This window comes from Ensifer sp. 2TAB8, from assembly GCF_052115125.1.
Lineage (GTDB): Bacteria > Pseudomonadota > Alphaproteobacteria > Rhizobiales > Rhizobiaceae > Ensifer.
Genome location: NZ_JBFRGB010000040.1, coordinates 18,075 through 36,433 on the forward strand (window position 1 = coordinate 18,075; position 18,359 = coordinate 36,433).

The 18,359-nt window shown below is 60.6% G+C and carries 16 protein-coding genes; 15 read left to right on the forward strand and 1 reads right to left on the reverse strand.

What is annotated here, in order from left to right:
• Positions 1 to 6: 6 nt before the first annotated feature.
• From AB4Z53_RS33435 to glcF, 5 genes are all read left to right on the forward strand, one after another.
• A complete protein-coding gene (locus AB4Z53_RS33435) occupies positions 7 to 987 on the forward strand; it encodes an ROK family protein (RefSeq protein WP_441599647.1) in 981 nt (326 codons plus the stop codon).
• Between the two features lie 20 nt (positions 988 to 1,007).
• Positions 1,008 to 1,448: a GlcG/HbpS family heme-binding protein gene (locus tag AB4Z53_RS33440; protein ID WP_060520144.1), complete on the forward strand. Its 441-nt coding sequence runs from the start codon at positions 1,008 to 1,010 to the stop codon at positions 1,446 to 1,448.
• Positions 1,449 to 1,507: 59 nt separating this feature from the next.
• Entirely contained in the window at positions 1,508 to 2,947 is a 1,440-nt protein-coding gene (locus tag AB4Z53_RS33445) for an FAD-binding oxidoreductase (RefSeq protein WP_441599649.1), read from the forward strand.
• On the forward strand, positions 2,944 to 4,140 hold the full coding sequence (locus AB4Z53_RS33450; RefSeq protein ID WP_441599651.1) for an FAD-binding protein: 1,197 nt from the start codon (positions 2,944 to 2,946) through the stop codon (positions 4,138 to 4,140). The genes AB4Z53_RS33445 and AB4Z53_RS33450 overlap by 4 nt, the downstream gene beginning before the upstream one ends.
• Positions 4,141 to 4,282: 142 nt before the next feature.
• Positions 4,283 to 5,587 (forward strand): glycolate oxidase subunit GlcF, encoded by a 1,305-nt coding sequence (glcF, locus tag AB4Z53_RS33455; protein WP_441599653.1) that lies wholly within the window; start codon positions 4,283 to 4,285, stop codon positions 5,585 to 5,587.
• A gap of 434 nt (positions 5,588 to 6,021) precedes the next feature.
• Here the strand turns inward: glcF and AB4Z53_RS33460 are convergent, their stop codons facing one another.
• Positions 6,022 to 6,768 (reverse strand): FadR/GntR family transcriptional regulator, encoded by a 747-nt coding sequence (locus AB4Z53_RS33460; protein WP_441599673.1) that lies wholly within the window; start codon positions 6,766 to 6,768, stop codon positions 6,022 to 6,024.
• 472 nt (positions 6,769 to 7,240) lie between these two features.
• Here AB4Z53_RS33460 and AB4Z53_RS33465 point away from each other — a divergent pair, with 472 nt between their 5' ends.
• The 10 genes from AB4Z53_RS33465 to AB4Z53_RS33510 all read left to right on the forward strand — a co-directional run.
• Positions 7,241 to 7,714: a RidA family protein gene (locus tag AB4Z53_RS33465; protein ID WP_441599675.1), complete on the forward strand. Its 474-nt coding sequence runs from the start codon at positions 7,241 to 7,243 to the stop codon at positions 7,712 to 7,714.
• Positions 7,715 to 7,738: 24 nt separating this feature from the next.
• Positions 7,739 to 8,494: an amino acid ABC transporter ATP-binding protein gene (locus AB4Z53_RS33470; protein ID WP_441599655.1), complete on the forward strand. Its 756-nt coding sequence runs from the start codon at positions 7,739 to 7,741 to the stop codon at positions 8,492 to 8,494.
• A 10-nt stretch (positions 8,495 to 8,504) separates the two neighbouring features.
• Entirely contained in the window at positions 8,505 to 9,173 is a 669-nt protein-coding gene (locus tag AB4Z53_RS33475; RefSeq protein ID WP_441599657.1) for an amino acid ABC transporter permease, read from the forward strand.
• A gap of 10 nt (positions 9,174 to 9,183) precedes the next feature.
• Positions 9,184 to 9,834, forward strand: a complete 651-nt coding sequence (locus tag AB4Z53_RS33480; protein WP_441599658.1) for an amino acid ABC transporter permease — start codon at positions 9,184 to 9,186, stop codon at positions 9,832 to 9,834.
• Between the two features lie 38 nt (positions 9,835 to 9,872).
• Positions 9,873 to 10,718, forward strand: coding sequence for a transporter substrate-binding domain-containing protein (locus tag AB4Z53_RS33485; RefSeq protein ID WP_441599660.1), 846 nt, complete (start codon positions 9,873 to 9,875; stop codon positions 10,716 to 10,718).
• A 167-nt stretch (positions 10,719 to 10,885) separates the two neighbouring features.
• On the forward strand, positions 10,886 to 12,976 hold the full coding sequence (locus AB4Z53_RS33490) for a hydantoinase/oxoprolinase family protein (protein WP_441599661.1): 2,091 nt from the start codon (positions 10,886 to 10,888) through the stop codon (positions 12,974 to 12,976).
• 15 nt (positions 12,977 to 12,991) lie between these two features.
• On the forward strand, positions 12,992 to 14,629 hold the full coding sequence (locus tag AB4Z53_RS33495) for a hydantoinase B/oxoprolinase family protein (RefSeq protein WP_441599663.1): 1,638 nt from the start codon (positions 12,992 to 12,994) through the stop codon (positions 14,627 to 14,629).
• A 66-nt stretch (positions 14,630 to 14,695) separates the two neighbouring features.
• Positions 14,696 to 15,901, forward strand: a complete 1,206-nt coding sequence (locus tag AB4Z53_RS33500) for a pyridoxal phosphate-dependent aminotransferase (protein WP_441599665.1) — start codon at positions 14,696 to 14,698, stop codon at positions 15,899 to 15,901.
• Positions 15,902 to 15,979: 78 nt separating this feature from the next.
• On the forward strand, positions 15,980 to 16,888 hold the full coding sequence (gene kdgD / locus AB4Z53_RS33505; protein WP_441599667.1) for a 5-dehydro-4-deoxyglucarate dehydratase: 909 nt from the start codon (positions 15,980 to 15,982) through the stop codon (positions 16,886 to 16,888).
• A 65-nt stretch (positions 16,889 to 16,953) separates the two neighbouring features.
• On the forward strand, positions 16,954 to 18,359 hold a 1,406-nt coding region (locus AB4Z53_RS33510), incomplete at its 3' end, for an aldehyde dehydrogenase family protein (RefSeq protein ID WP_441599669.1).

The window sequence follows — 18,359 nt, forward strand, 5'->3', positions numbered from 1 at the left end:
TTGGAAATGCATCAGATCGCCATTGGGATAGATTTGGGAGGAACGCAGGTCCGCGCAGCTCTCGTTGATGAGCGGGGCAATATCGTCGCGCGCATGGAGGAGCCGACCGAGGCCTACGCCGGTCCTGTACGGGTCCTATCGCAAATCCGTGGACTGGTCGAGAGCCTGTTGGAAATATCCAAGCCGTCGACGGTCGTAGGCATCGGCGTCTCCACGCCCGGTCCCATCGACACTGTAAGCGGTGTTGCCAGGGATATTCCGACGCTTTCCGGATTTGCGGACTTTCCCCTGAAGGCCGAACTTCAGCGCCAGTTCGCGTTTCCGGTCTGCCTGGAGAACGACGGGATCGCGGCCGCAATCGGCGAATGGCAGTTTGGGGCCGGGCGGGGTCTGGCCAACCTGGTGTATGTCACCGTCAGCACGGGTATCGGCGGCGGGATCATCGCGGATGGACGAGTGCTTCGCGGCAGGAAGGGCATGGCCGCCCACGTGGGCCACATGTCGGTCATGCCGAACGGAGAGGTTTGCCCCTGCGGCAACAATGGGTGCTTCGAGGCATACGGCTCCGGAACGGCGTTCACCAAGCGGGCTCGTGCACGTGCGGCTGATAGCCACCAGACTCAACTCGGCAAAAATGGAACAGCGATCCACAGCCGAGATGTGTTCGCGGCTGGACGAGGCGGGGACTTCCTCGCCAACCTCCTAATCGACGAGGAGGCAGAAATCCTCGGACGCGGCTTTGTAAGTCTGATCCACATTTTTAGCCCGGACGTAGTGATCATGGGAGGAGGTCTCTCCCATGAGTTCGACCGCCTTCGCCCTGGCATTCAGGATTACGTCGCCCGCTGGGCGATGCCGGCGTTCAAGGACGTGAGCGTGGTCCGTGCCGCGCTTGGACAAAACTCCGGTCTGGTCGGGGCCGCAGCCCTGGCATTCCTGGCGGATCGCCCAAGCGAAGAGACCTTGGCGCTTGTCGCGCATCAATGAAATCCAGAGGAGCTACAACATTGTTGACGATCAGAAGATTAAGTCTGCCCGACGCCCGCCTACTCATCGAGGGCGCCCGTGAACGCGCTCGCGAAATCGCGGTACCGATGTGTATCGCGGTGACGGACGAGTCGGGGCAGCTCATCGCGTTCGAACGCATGGACGGCGGGAAGGTGACCAGCACGATCATCGCGCAGGACAAGGCATTTACTGCCGCAGGTGCCAAGCGCACGACCGAAAGTTACTGGGAGGCAAGTCAGCCCGGAAAACCGGCGTTCGGCATCAATTCCGCAATCGGCGGGCGGCTCATGGTGGTGGCCGGTGGGATTCCCGTCGTGGTGGACGGCGATGTGGTCGGCGCCATCGGCGTCAGTTCCGGGACGCCCGCTCAGGACAGCGACTGCGCGCAGTCCGGGATCGACCATTTTCTTGCCAGCCTGCGCGGGCCCGAAGCGAGCTGAGCTCGAAGGGCCATTGGTGGCCAGGTCGAATCTCAACAGCCGAGGATAACGGAAGCGATATGGACTCAGAGATACTTTTCTTGGAACCGCGTCCGGCTGTTCTCGCCCGCCGCCGCGAGATTGTCGCGGACCTTGCCACGTTCCTACCGAAGGAGTCCCTCATCAGTGACGAACGCGGTCTCAAGCCCTTCGAAACGGATGCCTTCATCTCGTACCGGCGGATGCCGTTGGCCGTCGCACTACCGGAGACGACCGAACAGGTCGCGGACGTTCTCAGATACTGCAGCCGGAATGGCGTTCCGGTGGTGCCACGCGGGGCGGGTACCTCGCTATGCGGCGGCGCGATTCCGCAGGAGGACGCGGTTGTCATCGGACTTTCGAAGATGGCACGCGTTCTTGATATCGACTTGGCGAACCGGACGGCAACCGTTCAGGCGGGCGCAACAAACCTCAGCATTTCCGAAGCGGTATCTGGCGATGGCTTCTTCTATGCGCCAGACCCAAGCTCTCAGCTTGCATGCACCATTGGCGGCAACATCGGCATGAATTCGGGCGGCGCCCACTGCCTGAAATATGGTGTGACGACCAATAATCTGCTCGGGGTGAAAATGGTGCTGTTCGACGGGACGATAATCGACGTTGGCGGTAAAGCGCTCGATCCCGCCGGTTACGATCTTCTTGGGATTATCTGCGGTTCGGAGGGCCAACTCGGGATCGTCACCGAGGCTACCGTGCGATTGATCGCCAAGGCCGAAGGCGCGCGTCCGGTGCTCTTCGGATTTAGTTCTTCTGAGGCAGCTGGCGCGTGCGTCGCAGATGTCATCGGCGCCGGGGTCATTCCCGTGGCAATGGAGTTCATGGACGAGCAGGCGATCGAAATCTGCGAAGCATTTGCGCAAGCCGGCTACCCGCTCGACGTCGAAGCGTTGCTCATCATCGAGATCGAAGGTTCCGAGACGGAGATGAGCGCGACGCTGGCGGATATCGTCGAAATCGCGCGCAGGCACGACGTGAAGGTCGTTCGAGAATGCCAGTCGGCACAGGAGGCAGCCCTCATTTGGAAAGGGCGAAAATCCGCCTTTGGCGCGACCGGGCGCGTCGCCGACTATATCTGCATGGATGGCACAGTGCCCCTCAGCGAACTTTCGAACGTGCTACGCCGAACTGGCGAGATTGTCGCGAGCTACGGCCTGCGTGTCGCCAACGTCTTCCATGCCGGCGACGGCAACATGCATCCGCTGATCCTTTTCAACGCAAACGATCCGGTCGAGGCCGCGAAAGCGGAGGCTGCCGGAAACGATATCCTGAAACTGTGCGTCGATGTGGGGGGCTGCCTCACCGGAGAGCACGGCGTGGGTATCGAAAAGCGGGATCTCATGCGACATCAGTACGGGGCAGTCGACCTTGAACAGATGATGGCAGTGCGCGCCGCGTTTGATCCCGACTGGATTTTGAACCCTTCGAAGGTCTTTCCGCTCGACGGGCGAGGCGTCGCATGAAGAGCTTCGCCCCGAAAACCGAGGAAGAGGCCTCGGCAATCATCGCCGCCCATGCAGCGCGCCGCGAACCGTTAGCCATCTGCGGAAATGGCACCCGCAGCGGCTACGGCAATCCTGTCGCAGCCGAAGCACGGCTTCAATCATCCGAACTTGCCGGCATCGTCGTGTACACCCCGCATGAAATGGTCATGACTGCGCGTGCTGGTACGCCGGTGGCGGTCGTTGAAGAGGTGCTTGCGGCGAAGAACCAGATGCTGGCTTTCGAGCCGGCGGACCATCGGGCCCTAATGGGAACGACAGGTGAGCCGACGATCGGCGGGGTATTCGCCGCCAACGTATCGGGGCCGCGGCGGATCGTCGCCGGCGCGGCGCGAGATAGTCTTCTCGGCGCGCGTTTCGTCAATGGGAAAGGACAGATCGTCAGGGCCGGTGGAAGGGTGATGAAGAACGTCACCGGACTTGACGTGACGAAGCTGGTGGCAGGGTCGCACGGCACATTGGGCCTGCTGACCGAGGTGACGTTCCGCGTTTTGCCCCGCCCCATGACCGAGACGACTGTTCTCATTTCCGGCCTCGCCGAGCCAGCAGCAACATCGGCCATGGCCGCGGCAATGGCGCTGTCAGTGGAGGTGTCCGGGGCTGCGCATTTGCCGCTGGGGAGGGCGGGGGGCGGCTGTAATGGAGAAGCAAGCCCCATCGCCACGACTGCGCTTCGTCTCGAGGGGACGGCATCGTCGGTGGAGGAACGTGCCGTGAAACTGCTACGAGCGATGAGCGCATTCGGACTGGCCGAACGACTGGAACCGGACCGCAGCGTCACGCTTTGGCGAACGGTTCGCGACGTATCGCCGTTCTGCGACGGGTCCACGAGGGCGCTCTGGCGTGTATCGGTGGCTCCTAGTTCTGGTCATCGTCTGGTTGCCGCGTTGCGCGAGACGGTGAATGTCGACGCATTCTACGATTGGCAGGGGGGCCTGATTTGGTTGAGAACTGAAGGCGATCCCCATGCCGATGTTCTTCGCGGGCACCTCAAAGCGTTCGGCGGACACGCGACGTTGCTGGGAGCCAGTGCCGAGGCCCGCCGGGCGGTGCCTTCGTTCGAACCGAGTAGCGACAGCGTCTCCATGCTCTCGCGAAAGATCAAGGAGAGCTTCGATCCGGCCGGAATTCTGAATCCAGGAAAGATGGGATGACGTTGATCACGATGGTCCAGAAAGATCCCGATTGGAAGCACTAGCGCTGCCTTAGAGAACGATCATGGGCGGCCCCAAGAGCGGGCTTGATCGAGACAATTGAAAGAGAAGAACGCGTTCTTGCGCTCGCGGAGCCTTGCAGATGCAGACTAACTTTACTGCCTCCCAACTGGCGGATCCCGCCGCCGCCGAATCCGAGTCGATACTGCGGCGTTGCGTGCATTGCGGTTTCTGTACCGCAACATGTCCGACGTACCTCACACTTGGCAATGAGCTCGACAGCCCCCGCGGGCGGATCTATCTCATCAAGGACATGCTCGAGAACGGCAGGCCCGCCGACGAGTCGGTTGTAACCCATCTCGATCGCTGTCTCTCCTGCCTCTCCTGTGCGACGACCTGTCCATCCGGTGTCGACTATATGCACCTAATTGATCACGCGCGCGCCCACATCGAAAAAAGCTATCGTCGGCCGCTGATGGACAGGGTCATCCGTGGCCTGCTGGTGTCAATCCTGCCGCATCCGAAGAGGTTCCGCATGGCACTGAAGTTGGCGCGAGTAGGCCGGCCGTTCCGAATGGTTGCTAAACGTTTCCCGGCGTTGAAACCGATCGCAGCGATGCTTGAATTGGCCCCAAGGCGGGTCACACCACTATCACCATACTCGTTACCGCAAACTCATCAGGCGCAAGGAACCAAACGTGGTCGGGTGGCAATTCTGACGGGCTGCGCCCAGCCGGTTCTCGACCCTGGTATCAACGCTGCTGCGATCCGATTGCTTACGCGTTTTGGGATTGAAGTGGTAGTCCCCGACCGGGAAGCGTGTTGCGGGGCGCTGGTTCACCACATGGGACGCGAGGAGCTAGCGCTGAACAGCGCTAGAGCCAATGTCGACGCATGGTTCAGCGAGATAGAAACAAAGGGGCTCGATGCAATAATCATAACTGCTTCCGGCTGTGGGACGACGATCAAAGATTATGGTCATATGCTGAGGCACGATCCGGAGTACGCGGCAAGGGCCGCCACTGTGTCTGCCTTGGCACGGGACGTCACGGAATACCTGCCCACGCTTGCACTTCCCACGCTTCCGCCGAAAGGAATAGCTGTGGCCTATCACTCGGCATGCTCAATGCAGCATGGTCAGAAGATCTCGTCAGCGCCGAAGCATCTTCTGTCGGCGGCGGGCTACACAGTGCGCGATCCGAAAGAGGGGCATCTATGCTGCGGGTCGGCCGGTACCTACAACATTTTGCAGTCAGATATCGCAAGCAAGCTGAAACTACGCAAAGTCGCCAATCTTGAGGCGACAAAAGCAGATGTCATCGCGACCGGCAACATCGGCTGCATTGCCCATATCGGTTCAAGTACGTCGATGCAGATACTGCACACGGTCGAATTGCTCGACTGGGCTTACGGTGGGAAACGTCCTGATAAACTCCACCCTCGCTGAGTACCTTGCAAGGAGAAGGCCGGCCGACTGCGACACTGAAATTGGCTACACTGTCCTTCCGGTTCGTTGAACTGCCTCCGATGGTGAGCGCGGCCTCCGGACGGACAGCAAGTACAACGAAGCCTGTGGATCCGGGTTCCCCCAGAAGCCGCTCGGTATCCGTCCACTCGAGTCCTGTCTATCCTAGACCGTCCGTTACCAGAGCCACCGCTCACCAATGACGTCGAAGGTGCTACCGCAATCTGTGCTCATACCAAGCATGCCGTCGATTGCATCCGCTTGCGACATTGAGTCCATCTAGCTCCGAGTGGGCCAGGGGTAACGGGATCCATCGAGCATGGTTCTGCGGTTGTTTCCGATTTGTACGTCTCGGATCGCATAATGTATCGTCTGGAAGGCACATCGCGGGGCGCCACTTTTCAAGCGATCGCCTTCTATTCATCTCGCGCGACATTGCTCAAGGGCGAAGCGCCGCCATTGGAGAACCCCCTGTAGCGTAAGTGGCTGCGGTTCAGATGCGCCCGCATCGCTTCGCGGGCCTGGTCGGAATTGCCGGTGCTGATCGCTTCGCAGATCGCCCTGTGCTCCCGTACAGTATTCTGTACATAATCGGGTGTGATGAGCGCCGGGTTCAACTGTTTCGAGAAAGCCGGCTGCGGCAGGATCTGGAGGCTCATCAAGCTGAAGAACTCTATGAAGGCGCCGTTATTCGTCGCTTCCGCGATCGATCGATGGAAGACGAAATCCAGGTGGTCGAGGGCGGCCTCGTCGTCGAGCGAGGCTTCGAACTGGCGTGCAGCGTCCCAGATGTTGGATTCCTGCGCCCATGAACGCCGAGCGGCTGCGAGCCCGGCGGCGTGGACTTCGAACGCCATCCGAAGTTCAAGGAGGTCCATGAATGAGGTCTTCAGACGCTGCAAGGGCGCCAGAACGAGCTCCGGATCGTAGCTGTACGGGTCTTCCGGCTTCGGTTTGTCGTGAACGAACACGCCGACGCCGTGACGTGCCTCAACAACTCCCTCCGATCGTAACGCGGAGACGGCCTCCCTGATTACCGTGCGGCTGACGCCAAACTGCTGCGCGAGCTCGTTCAGCGATCCAAGTTTGTGGCCCTTGTCCAGTTGATTGTCGACAATATGGGCCTTGAGGGCCTGTATCGTCCGGCTTGCCAAAGTGCTCAAGATTCCATCCGTCTTCTCGGTTCGCGCGCGTGAGCGGCGCTTGTCAACTGATAGGGATTTGCTGTGCTTTTGACAAGGTAGCATGACATCGTGCGGTGATACTATCTTAAGAGCGTATTTTCGCTCTTTGGGTGTGCGCACTCTCCGCTACGTATCGGAGATCGTGTCCGGTTTTCGAGCTTTTTCTGGCTGAGGGTCGAACTTTTTTTAAGGCGCCGGCAGTGTTTGATAGTCACATAGAGATTGCCTCGTCAATTAAGTAATTGATATATAATGACAAAACAAACTGATCCGCTTTGCAGAGCGATGAGGTAGTATCTCTTACTTTTGTATTGACATGAGATACTATTTCAATAATCTCTTGGTCAGAAAAAGCGAGCCAACGGCACGATCCCAGGCGAACGTGGCGAATAGTTCCGGGAACAGCAACTGCGCCAGCCGGCGCACACACAAAATCAGGTGGAAAACCGCTATGGGTGACGTCTCCGCACGCCTCTCCGAGCTCGGCATCGTGTTGCCTTCGATCGCCTCGCCCTCGGGCAACTACATCCCGTATCGCTTTGTCGGGAATCTTCTATTTATTTCCGGGCAGATCCCTCGGATCGACGGCGTGGAGCATTTTGTCGGGGTCGTGGGGCAGGAAGTCTCCCTTGAAGAGGGATATCAGGCGGCGCGGCTTTGTGCCTTGAACATCCTTGCCCGTGTCAGCGACGCGCTCGACGGCGACCTCGACCGGGTGGTGGCTTGCGTTCAGGTCCGTGGCTTCGTCAACGCGCCGGCGGATTTCAAAGGTCACCCCGCGATCGTCGATGGCGCGTCAGACCTTCTCGTCGAAATTCTGGGCGAAAAGGGACGTCATGTGCGCACGGCACTGGGGGCCGGATCGCTTCCACGCGGATCATCCGTCGAAGTGGATGCCGTGTTTGAAGTCGCAGCGAAATCCTGACGGTTACAGGAAAGGGAATTGGCCATGGTCGAGAATGCAAGCAAGGAAAAAGCCATCGATATGACGGGTGTCAACAAATGGTATGGGCCGCTGCAGGTACTCAAGGGCATCGAACTCAACGTTGCGCGGGGCGAGCATATCGTCCTTTGCGGCCCGTCTGGGTCCGGAAAGTCCACACTCATTCGCTGCATCAATCACCTTGAGGAAGTCCAGCAGGGCAGGATCGTCGTCAATGGCACTGCGCTCAACCAGAAGGGCGCGAACGCCGACCACATTCGCCGCGATGTCGGCATGGTTTTCCAGCAGTTCAACCTCTTCCCCCATATGACCGTTCTGGAGAACTGCATGCTTGCCCAGCGCCGTGTCCGAAAGGCGTCAACGGCGGATGCCAAGGCCAAAGCCATGCGGCATCTGGAGCGCGTGCACATTGCCGAGCAGGCGCAGAAGTACCCGGCTCAGCTTTCCGGCGGCCAGCAACAGCGCGTGGCGATCGCCCGCGCGCTCTGCATGGATCCGAAGATCATGCTGTTCGACGAACCGACATCGGCGCTCGATCCGGAAATGGTCAAAGAAGTGCTGGACACGATGATCTCGCTTGCCGACGACGGGATCACGATGATCTGCGTGACGCATGAAATGGGGTTCGCGCGCGCCGTCGCGCACCGTGTCATCTTCATGGATCGCGGTGAGATCATCGAGAGCGCCAAGCCGGACGTCTTCTTCAACAATCCGGGCCACGAACGCACCAGGGCGTTTCTCAGCCAGATCCTCAACCACTGAGGGGCGGCCGATGAACTACTCCTTCGATTTCGCACCGGTTTTTGCCGCATGGCCCACGCTTTTGGAGGGCGTGATCGGCACGTTGAGAATGTCATCGCTCTCCATGGTCTTCGGCTTGAGCCTCGGCATCGTGTTCATGCTGATGCGCATGAGCAAAAGCAACGCTCTTCGCGCGATGGCGATCGGTTACATCGAGCTTATCCGAAACACGCCGATCCTCGTGCAGGTCTTCTTCGTCTTCTTCGGCATGCCGGCCATCGGCATCCGGCTCAGCGGGGAACAGGCGGCGATCCTCGCCATGACGCTCAATTGCGCAGCCTATGCCGCGGAGATCGTTCGTGGTGGGGTACAGTCGATCCGTCCCGGGCAGATCGAGGCGGGCAGGGCGCTCGGCCTTCACACGGCAGACATCTACCGCTTCGTTGTGTTTCGCCCGGCGATCCGGGCGGTCTACCCGGCGCTCTGCAGCCAGTTCATCCTCATGATGTTGAACTCCAGCCTGGTGTCTTCTGTCTCGGCGGAGGAACTGACCTACTTCGCCCAGACCCTGGATTCTCAGACCTTCCGTAGCTTCGAGATCTATCTCACGCTTGGCGTCATCTATCTCGTGCTGTCCCAGTTCTTCTCTGCCGCGCTTGGTGTGATCGGCAGGGTCTATTTTTCCTATCCGACGAAGTGAGGGCCTTGCGATGATCCGTCAATTTGGCTGGGGAGAATTCCTCTTTCTGCTCGAGGGCGCGCGCTGGACGGTGGTCCTGACGCTTCTCGCCTTCACCTTCGGTGGCGTACTTGGGCTGGCCGTCGCGCTCGGCCGCACGAGCAAGTGGAGCCTGCTGCGTATTCTGATGGCGACCTACATCCAGATTTTCCAGGGCACGCCGCTGCTGGTGCAGTTGTTCTTCGTCTATTTCGGCCTGCCGCTCCTGGGTCTTAAGGTGGATGTCTGGGTGGCTCTGACGATCGGGCTCTCACTGCATACCAGCGCATTCCTAGGCGAGATCTGGCGTGGCAGCATCCAGGCGGTTCCCGGTGGCCAGAGCGAGGCCGCCCGCGCCCTTGGAATAGGCTATGTGCACCGGATGGTCGACGTGGTCCTGCCGCAGGCGTTCCGCATCGGCCTGCCTGCAACAATCAGCTTCCTCGTGAACCTCATCAAGGGTACGGCGCTTGCTGCTCTGCTCGGACTTACGGAGCTCACCCGCTCCGGCCAGCTGATGGCGAATATCACCTTCCAGCCGCTGCAGGTCTATGGCGCCGTCGCCCTCATTTACTTCTTCATATGCCTTCCGCTGACCTACAGCAGCGCACGGATCGAACGGCGGCTCAATGCCGCTCGATAAAACAAGAACGCATGACAAAACCAACCAGAGGTGACCACATGTTCAAGACAGCATTGCCCCTTTCGCGTTCGAACGTTCCCGGCGTCCTTGCCGCCGCGCTTTTGGCCACGACCTTGTTCGCGACGACGGCGCTGGCAATAACGCCCGAGGAACTCAAGGCGAAGGGCACCGCGACTATCGGCGTTCAGATGGACCAGTTCCCCTGGGGTTTCATCGATCAGAATGGCCAGAACGAGGGCTTCGACATCGAAATCGCCAAGCTGATCGCCAGGGAACTTGGCGTGGAGGTCAAATTCGAGCGCATCACCGGACAGAATCGCATTCCGCTGCTGGTCAACGGCAATGTCGACTTCCTCGTGCCATCAATGACGATCACCGAGGAGCGCGCCAAGGTGATCCAGTACGTCATCCCCTATTCGTCGAACGATATCACTGTCTGGGCAAAGAAGGATGCGGCGATCAAGGGTAACGACGACCTCGGCAAATACGTTATCGGTGTGAACCGCGGTAGCGTGTTCGAGCCGATCCTCGTCAAGGCAGCACCGCCGACGACCGAGATTAAGCGCTTCGACGACGACGCGACGACCGTGCAGGCCCTCCTGTCCGGTCAGGTCGACGCCATCCTTGGCAGCGTGACCTATGGTCTCGTCATCAAGGAGACGGGCCACGAAGGCGAATTCGAACGCAAGTACAAGGTGGCCGATAACTTTCAGGGCATGGCTGTCCGCAAGGGCGACCAGGAAATGCTCAACTTCCTCACCGATTTTGTGACCACTCACACCGCTGACGGCACGCTCGACGCACTTTACAAGAAATGGATCGGCGTCGATCGCGCGAAACTTCCGACAACGCTGCCGGGCGTAGATTTCACCGGCAAGCAATAACGCGCCTGCCCTGCGCAACCGCTGCGCAGGGCACCCCGAAACATCAACAATCGAAGAGCTTTAACCTCCGCCTGCAAGTGCGGGCGGGGAATGCCCGCTGCATGTCGAAAGTAAGCCCTCGAGCGCGGTGTGGAAGAGAAGTTCGTTCACGGAGCAGAGTCAAGAAAATGGCGAAAGATGGCAAGCAGATCAGGGTTGGTGTCGACATCGGCGGCACCTTCACCGACGTTGCGATGGAGGTAGGCACCACGCTCCATTCGATCAAAGTGCTGACCGATTATTCCTACCCGGAAAACGCGATCGTCAGGGGCATCCGGCAGGTCGCCGAGGTGGCAGGCGTCGAACTGTCAGAGATCGACACCGTCATCCATGGCACGACGCTTGCGACGAATGCGCTGATCGAGCGGCGCGGCGCGCGCACGGCCTTCATCACCACCAAGGGCTTTCGAGATGTCATCGAAATGCGGACCGAAAGCCGTTTCGAGCAGTATGATCTCGACATCGTGCTGCCTGCGCCGCTTGTGCCCCGCGATGAACGCTTCGTCGTCGACGAGCGGATCGGCGCTGACGGTGGTGTCCTGAAGCCGCTCGATCTTGGCGAAGTCGACGCTCTCTGCGACCGTACTATCGCCGCAGGCTATGAAAGCGTCGCGATCGGCTTCATCCATTCTTACCTCAACGGCGCGCATGAAAAGGTGGTGCGCGACCGATTGCTTGCCAGGAAGGCGGACCTATCCGTTTCGATTTCCTGCGAGGTCTCACCGCAGATGCGCGAGTTCCAGCGCTTCAACACGGTCTGCGCCAACGCGTTCGTCAAGCCGCTGATGGCATCCTATCTCAATCGTCTCGTCGGCAGGCTTTCGGAAGCGGGCATGCGCAGCCCGGTCGTCATGATCCATTCGGGCGGGGGTATCATAAGCGTCGAGAGCGCTATCGAGTTTCCGGTTCGGCTCCTTGAATCCGGCCCGGCGGGTGGCGCCATCTTCGCCGCGCATATTGCCAGCAGCTACGGGCTCGATCAGGTCCTCTCCTACGACATGGGCGGTACGACCGCAAAAATCTGCCTGATAGAGAACCAGACGCCGAAGACCTCGAAAACCTTCGAAGTGGCCCGCACCTGGCGCTTCAAGAAAGGCAGCGGCATGCCAATCTCCATCCCGGTTATCGAGATGGTAGAGATCGGCGCCGGCGGTGGATCGATTGCCACCGTCGACAGCATGCGTCAGATCCGTGTCGGACCGCACAGTGCCGGTTCCGAACCAGGACCAGCCTGCTATGGCCGTGGCGGAAAGAGCCCGACGGTTACTGACGCCGACCTGATCCTCGGCCGCCTCGATGCCGACGAGTTTGCCGGCGGGGCGATGAAGCTTGATGCAACGGCCTCCGATCGGGCAATGCATGCCGACATCGCCTCGAAACTCGACACCGACATTGCGACTGCAGCCTATGGCCTCAGCGAGGTCGTGGACGAAAACATGAGCAATGCCGCCCGCATGCATGCGGTCGAAAACGGCAAGGAGCTTTCAGAGTTCACAATGATCGCCTTCGGCGGCGCAGCACCCATCCACGCTGCCCGCCTTTGCGAGAAGCTCGGCATGGCGGATCTGCTGATCCCGCCGGGAGCAGGCGTCGGTTCGGCAATCGGCTTCCTGCGCGCACCCTTCGGCTTCGAGTCGGTTCGTAGTGCCTACAGCCGCCTTAGCCGTTTCGACGCAGCAGCGATCAACCAGACGATTTCGGAGCTTGTGGCGGAAGCGACGTCCTTCGTGCGTTCCGGCGCACCGGATGCCGACCCTAATCTCGAGTGCACCGCGTACATGCGCTATGTCGGGCAGGGCTGGGAGGTTCCGATCACGATCGACGTGCGTGACTATGCCGATTGCGATGGTGACCTGTTCCGCACGCTCTTCGACGCGCAGTACGAGCACTTCTTCGGCCGCGTCATCGACGGCCTCGATGTGGAGATCGTCAGCTGGTCGCTGCGAGCGACATCGAAAGTCACTCCGCCGGCCAGGATCAGCAAGGTCGGGAAAGCCGGCAACGCCAGGGTGCGCGGCACCCGCGAGATCTTCGACGTCCAGGAAGGTCGCTTCCAGCAGGCCTCGGTCGTCTCGCGCAGCGACATGAAGCCCGGCGACTGGGTGACGGGGCCCGCCGTCATCACCGAGCGCGAGACATCGACCATCATCACCGCGAGCCGCGAAGTCATCATGCAGGCCGATGGCTGCCTGCTTGTACGCGTCAAGCAGAGCGCTTGAACGGAGGACAAATTCATGAAAACCAGCGCACTTTCCGATGTCCACATGCAGATCATGTGGAACCGGCTGATTTCCGTGGTCGAGGAGCAGGCGGTCACACTCATCCGTACCGCATTCTCGACCAGTGTACGGGAGTCGGGAGACCTTTCCGCAGGCGTCTTCAACCGCGGCGGCAAGATGATCGCCCAGGCCGTGACCGGCACGCCCGGTCACGTCAACGCCATGGCCGAAGCGGTGGGCCATTTCATCCGTGATATCGGGCCCGAGAATATCTTTGAAGGCGATGTCTACATCACCAACGACCCGTGGAAGGGAACCGGCCACCTGCACGATTTCACCGTCGTCTCGCCGAGTTTCCGCAACGGTGCCCTGGTCGGCTATTTCGCCTGCACGGCGCATGTGGTCGATGTCGGCGGTCGCGGGTTCGGCCCGGATGCCAACGAAGTCTACGAAGAAGGCATCTTCGTTCCGATCATGAAGTTCGCCGAACGCGGCATTGTCAACAAGGATCTCGTCAACATCCTTCGCAACAATGTGCGGGAAAGCCACCAGGTCGTTGGCGACGTCTATTCGCTCGCTGCGTGCAACGAGATCGGTCATCGCCGACTGATGGACATGATGGATGAGTTCGATCTGGCGGATCTCGAAACGCTCGGCGAGTTCATCTTCAAGCGTAGTTACGATGCAACGGTCGAGCGCATAGCGGCGCTGCCGAAAGGCTCCTATTCCAACGTCATGCGTGTCGATGGCTATGGTTCCCCAATCGATATCGCCGTTCGCCTCGACGTCGCCGAGGACCATATCCTCGCGGATTTCGACGGCACTTCGCCGCCCAGCCCCAAGGGCATCAATTGCCCGATCATCTATTCGGCCGCCTATGCCTGCTATGGACTGAAGTGCTCGATCGCACCGGAAATCCCGAACAATTATGCATCGCTGCTACCCTTCCGCATGTCGGCTCCGGAAAACTGCATCCTGAACGCGCAGCATCCGGCGCCCGTCTCGGTTCGCCACGTTCTCGGCCATCTCGTTCCCGATGCCGTGCTTGGCGCCGTGCACGAGATACTGCCGGGTCGCGTTCCTGCGGAAGGGGCCGGGGCATTGTGGAACCTGCACGTCAGCGTTCGTCCGTTGCCGGGCGAGGACGCGCCTGCGGATGGCGGCCAGCGCGCCGAGGTGCTGCTGTTCAACAGCGGCGGCGCCGGTGCACGCTCCACGCTTGACGGGTTGAGCGCCACGGCGTTTCCGAGCGGAGTGCACTCCATGTCGATCGAGGCGACTGAACATGTCGGCCCGGTAATCTTCTGGCGCAAGGAGTTGCGCGACGGCTCCGGGGGTGCTGGTCAGTTCCGCGGTGGGCTCGGGCAGGTGGTGGAGATTTCTCCGACACAAGGCCACGAGATGCACTTCAACGCCATGTTCGACCGTATCGATCATCCCCCGCGCGGCCGCGAAGGCGGTGAAAACGGCGCTGCAGGTGCAGTCCTTCTCGACGACGGCACACGCCTTGCGTCCAAGGGGCGCCAGCACGTACCGGGCGGGCGCCGTCTCATTCTCCAGCTTCCAGGCGGTGGCGGTTATGGCCCGGTCGAAAAGCGGGATCCCGCTGCAGTAAAGCGCGACGCCGACTTTGATTACGTCGTGAAAGGCTGACCCATCCGGCCGGGCAAGGCGCTGCCATCGCCCGGCTTTCATGCCGAAAACTCTAGGAAGCTGACAATGCATTTTGAGAACAGGCGTTCAGCCGGGATCAAATCCTCCCCCAGCATGGCGATCGCCATGGCGGCGAAAAGGCTGGCTGCAGAAGGGCGCGACATCATTGACTTATCGCTTGGCGAACCCGATTTCGAGCCGCCGGCCCACGTCAACGAGGCGGCCGCCGAAGCTATCCGCAAGGGGGGAATCCGTTACGGCGCACCGGCGGGCATGGAAAACCTGCGCGCGGCGATCGTCGCCAAATTCAAACGCGAGAACCGACTAACCTACACGGCCGACGAGGTCATGATCGCCAATGGCGCCAAGCAGATCCTTTTTGACGCCTTTCTTGCGACCCTCGAACAGGGCGACGAGGTGATCATCCCGACGCCTTGCTGGGTGTCTTATGGCGACATCGTTTCGCTGCATGGGGGCGTGCCGAAATATGTTCATTGCGGCCCGGACGCCGGCTTCAAGATTTCACCAGAAGCCCTCGAAGCGGCAATCACCCCGAAGACCCGCTGGCTCATGCTCAACTCGCCATCCAACCCGACGGGCGCCATCTATTCGGCCTACGAATACCGGCAACTGGCAACCGTCCTCGCCCACCATCCGCGCGTTCTCGTCGTCTCCGACGAGATCTACGAGCATGTCCTTCTTGGCGATACGCCGTTCGTTTCCTTCGGCGAGGCATGCCCCGGCCTTAGCGAACGGACATTGATCGTCAACGGTGTTTCCAAGGCCTATGCAATGACCGGCTGGCGCGTCGGCTATGCTGCCGGTCCGAAGCCGCTGATTTCCGCGCTCAATAAGATGCAGTCCCAAAGCGTGTCCTGCGTGTCGCCGGTCGCACAGGCTGCCGCGCTGGCTGCGCTGACCGGAGACCAGGCCTTTGTAGCTGAGGGCGCGCGGATTTTCGCCCATCGCGCGCGGATTGTTTCCGAACGCCTTGCGGACATCGACGGGTTGGAATTCACGCCGCCCGACGGGGCTTTCTACGCCTTTGTCGGAATCGGCCGCCTTCTCGGGCGCAAGACCGCGTCCGGGCAGGTGATGGCAGACGATAGTGGCTTCTCAGCCCACCTGCTGGATGCGTTCGGGCTCTCCAGCGTCCCGGGTGCAGCTTTTGGTGCGCCGGGCTTCATACGCCTATCGATCGCCGCATCAGACCGCGAACTCGAAGCGGCCACCGACCGGCTGGCAGCCATGGTGCGTTCGCTTTCTGCCTGAGCCGTACTCCCCTGAAATTCGAAGATCATCAAGGAAAGTGGCGGTCCTCGCGGCCCGCCCCAAAAGGAGGTTAATCCCATGAAGACTGAAGAACTGAAGCACGTCCTAGGCGCCGGCCTTCTCTCTCTCCCCGTGACGCATTTCGATGCGGAGGGAAAATTCAATGCAAAGAGCTATGCAGATCATGTCAACTGGTTGTCCGGCTTCGGGGCCGCGACCCTCTTTGCCGCAGGCGGTACCGGAGAGTTCTTCTCGCTGACGCCGGAAGAGATTCCGCAGATCGTCCGGGTGGCCAAGGAAGCGGCGGGGAGCACGCCTATAGTTTCCGGCTGCGGCTATGGCACCGACATTGCCGTATCGATCGCGCGATCGGTCGAAAAGGCCGGAGCTGACGGCATCCTGCTTTTGCCGCACTACCTGATCGATGCGCCGCAGGAAGGCCTCTACCGCCATATCAAAGCGGTGTGTGATGCAACCGGCATGGGCGTCATGGTCTACAATCGCGACAATTCCGTCCTTCAAGCGGACACGCTCGCCAGGCTTTGTGATGCATGCCCGAACCTCGTCGGCTTCAAGGACGGTACCGGCGACATCGGGCTCGTGCGGCAGATCACCGCCAAGTTGGGGGACCGGTTGACCTATCTTGGCGGCATGCCGACGGCCGAACTCTTCGCGGAGGCCTATCTTGGTGCAGGTTTTACCACCTATTCTTCGGCCGTCTTCAATTTCGTGCCCGGCCTAGCCATGGAGTTCTACAAGGCGTTGCGCGCGGGTGAACGCGCCAGGTGCGAGAAGATCCTGATCGATTTCTTCTATCCGTTCATGGCGATCCGTAACCGTGCGAAGGGCTATGCTGTCTCTGCCATCAAGGCCGGGGTGCGGCTCCAGGGCTTCGATGCCGGTCCGGTTCGCTCACCGCTCCATGACCTGACGGCAGAGGAAATGGCTATGATGGAAAGCCTTATCGGAAACCATAAGCGTCGCTGAGAAGAAAGGGCCGCCGTCGTGCGGAGGCGGCCCTCCTTGGCAATGTATGAAAATGGAGAGCGTCTATGAGGATCCATCAGAACCTGATTGCCGGCGAATGGGTCGGTGGTGACGGGGTTGCCAACATCAACCCATCCAACACCAATGACGTGGTCGGCGAATATGCCCGCGCCTCTGCCGATGATGCGCGTGCGGCGATTGCCGCTGCGAAAGCGGCGTTTCCGGCCTGGTCGCGCTCCGGCATTCTCGAGCGCCACGCGATCCTGAGGAAGACCGCCGACGAGATCCTTGCCCGCAAGGACGAACTCGGAAAGCTCCTGTCGCGCGAGGAAGGCAAGACGCTCGCCGAGGGCATCGGTGAGACCGTGCGTGCCGGCCAGATCTTCGACTTCTTCGCCGGCGAATGCCTGCGACTGGCGGGCGAAGTGCTGCCGTCGGCAAGACCCAATATCGGCGTCGAGATCACCCGCGAGCCGGTCGGTGTCGTCGGCATCATCACGCCCTGGAACTTCCCGATCGCCATCCCCGCCTGGAAGATCGCGCCGGCGCTTTGCTACGGCAACACCGTCGTCTTCAAGCCGGCCGAACTGGTGCCCGGCTCGTCTTGGGCGATCGTCGACATTCTTAACCGTGCCGGCCTGCCGAAGGGCGTCTTGAACCTCGTCATGGGCAAGGGCTCGGTCGTCGGCCAGGCGATGCTCGACAGTCCCGACATTCACGCCATCACCTTCACCGGCTCGACCGGCACGGGAAAACGCGTGGCGCTCGCCTCCGTCGAGCACAATCGCAAATACCAGCTGGAGATGGGCGGCAAGAACCCCTTCGTCGTGCTTGACGATGCCGATCTTGCGGTTGCGGTCGAGGCGGCGGTCAATTCCGCCTTCTTCTCCACCGGCCAGCGCTGCACCGCCTCCTCGCGCATCATCGTCACCGAGGGCATTCACGATCGTTTCGTCGCGGCAATGGGCGAGCGGATGAAGGGGCTGACGATCGACGACGCCTTGAAGGCCGGCACCCATATCGGTCCGGTGGTCGACCAGAGCCAGCTCAACCAGGACACCGACTATATCGCCATTGGCCAGCAGGAGGGTGCGAAGCTTGCCTTCGGCGGCGAACTGCTGAAGCGCGACGCGCCTGGCTTCTACCTGCAGCCGGCACTGTTCACCGAGGCGACGAACGCGATGCGCATCAGCCGCGAAGAGATCTTCGGCCCGGTCGCATCCGTCATTCGCGTCAAGGACTACGATGAGGCGCTCGCTGTCGCCAACGACACGCCCTTCGGTCTGTCGTCCGGCATTGCCACCACCAGCCTCAAGCATGCAACCCATTTCAAGCGCAATGCGGAAGCCGGCATGGTGATGGTCAACCTGCCGACCGCGGGCGTCGATTTCCACGTGCCCTTCGGCGGCCGCAAAGGCTCGTCCCACGGCTCGCGCGAGCAGGGCCGCTACGCCGCCGAATTCTACACAAC